A 1,890-nucleotide genomic window follows, 5' to 3' on the forward strand; every position below is an offset into this window, starting at 1 on the left:
CCACTGTACGAAAGTCGCCTGTCACGCGGCGCGGCGCCGGTCGGTGTCAGCGCCGGCGCGCGCGACGCCGCGGGGGAGGCAGCTCGCCGGCGTCACGCAGCTGGTCGGCGTGCGCGGCGAGCGCGTCCACCAGGTCCAGCACCGACGCGTTGTCCGGCTGCACGTCCACGCGCAACCCGAACTCGGCGGCGGTCTCGGCGGTGCGCGGACCGATGCACGCGATCAGTGTCCGGGCGTGCGGCTTGCCGGCGATCCCCACCAGGTTGCGGACCGTGGAGGAGCTGGTGAAGCACACGGCGTCGAACCCGCCGCTCTTGATCATCTCGCGGATCTCCGCCGCCGGAGGGGCCGCGCGGACCGTGCGGTACGCGGTGACGTCCTCGATCTCCCAGCCGCGGCCGGTCAGCCCCTCGGCGAGGGTCTCGGTCGCGATGTCGGCGCGCGGCAACAGGACCCGGTTGACGGGGTCCAGGATGTCGTCGTACGGCGGGAAGACCTCGAGCAGACCCAGGCTGGACTGCTCGCCGGAGGGCAGAAGCTCGGGCTGGATGCCCAGCTCGCGGACCCGTTCCGCGGTGCCCTCGCCCACGCAGGCGATCTTCACACCGGAGAACGCGCGCGCGTCGAGGCCGAACTCGCAGAACTTCTCCCACACCGCGCGGACCGCGTTGGAGGAGGTGAAGACGACCCACTGGTAGCGGCCGTCGACGAGGCCCTTGACGGCCCGCTCCATCTGGGCGGGGCTGCGGGGCGGCTCGACCGCGATGGTGGGGACCTCCACCGGCACGGCACCGTGCTCGGCGATGCGCTGGCTCATCTCGGCGGACTGAGCCTTGGTCCGGGGCACCAGCACGTTCCAGCCGAACATGGCCCGCGACTCCCACCACTGGTGGCGATGGCGTTCGCCGGCGGACTTGCCGATGGTCACCACGAGGTCGCCGTCCATCTCGCGACCGACCTCGGCCATGGTGGCCAGGGTGCCGTCGGCGGACTTCTGCGCGCAGAGCGAACCGGCGCAGGTCACGGTGACCGGGGTCCCGGCCCCCAGGCCCTGCTCGGCCAGCCCCGACGCGGCCTCGGCGAGGTGCCGGCCGGTGGTGCGCAGGACGATCGGACCGGGCGAGCTGACCAGGGAGGCCCAGTCGACCTTGCCGCGGCCGTCCGCGAACACGTAGCCGGACCCCAGGGCGATGCCCGCGAACGCGGGGACCGCGGTGGCCTCGGCGACACCCGGCACGACCTCGAACGGCACCACGGTGCGTCCGACCGCGGCGATCTCGGTGACGGTGGCGTCGGTCGTCATGGGGTCGCCGGTGACCAGCCGCACCACGTCGCGCCCCTTCTTGGCCTCGGCGACGAGCTGCTTGGCCACGGCGGCCGGTTCCCCCAGGACGGGACGCACATCCGCGGCGGTGGGAGCCGGCAGGGTCTTGAGGCGTTTGATCTCCGCCTTGTCCTCCGCGGCGACGGCGGCGTCCATCTCGGCGCGGCGGGCGTCGAGCAGTTCCTCCGGAACCGGGACGTCGCGTGCGACGAGCGCGAGCACCTCCGGGGAGACGTCGGCGTCGGCGAAGACCAGTGCGTTCCCCGCGAGGACCTCCCGGGCCCTGCAGGTGAGCATCCCCGCGTTGCCTGGGCCGCCGCCGACGAAGCGGACGGTTCCGGGGCGGGTGGTGCGTGCTCGAGTCATTGTTCGTCTCTCCGTGGGGTGGGTGTCGCGCGCTGGCTGCGCGCGACGGGGAGGTTCAGGGGACATGGATCAGGTCTCGGGAACGGTCGGTGGCGCGGTCGTCGACTCCTTCGGCACGAGCGGGGCCCGTTCCTCGGGGGACGTGTCGGTCATGAGGTCGCGTGCGCCCCGGGCGAGCAGGTCCGCCGCGAGTCGGCGGC

The 1,890-nt window shown here is 73.3% G+C and carries 1 protein-coding gene; it reads right to left on the reverse strand.

Annotation, left to right across the window (positions count from 1 at the left end):
- Positions 1 to 46 precede the first annotated feature (46 nt).
- The gene (locus IY392_RS17835) at positions 47 to 1,690 is read right to left on the reverse strand and encodes a bifunctional uroporphyrinogen-III C-methyltransferase/uroporphyrinogen-III synthase (RefSeq protein WP_107757332.1); all 1,644 of its coding nucleotides are present in this window, start codon (positions 1,688 to 1,690) and stop codon (positions 47 to 49) included.
- Positions 1,691 to 1,890 lie beyond the last annotated feature (200 nt).

Source organism: Dietzia sp. SYD-A1, from assembly GCF_015356725.1.
In the GTDB taxonomy this organism is placed as follows: Bacteria; Actinomycetota; Actinomycetes; order Mycobacteriales; family Mycobacteriaceae; genus Dietzia.

Bases quoted from the DNA above. Each gene is read 5' to 3' on its own strand.
- IY392_RS17835 (WP_107757332.1), bottom strand. From the start codon at position 1,690: ATGACTCGAGCACGCACCACCCGCCCCGGAACCGTCCGCTTCGTCGGC.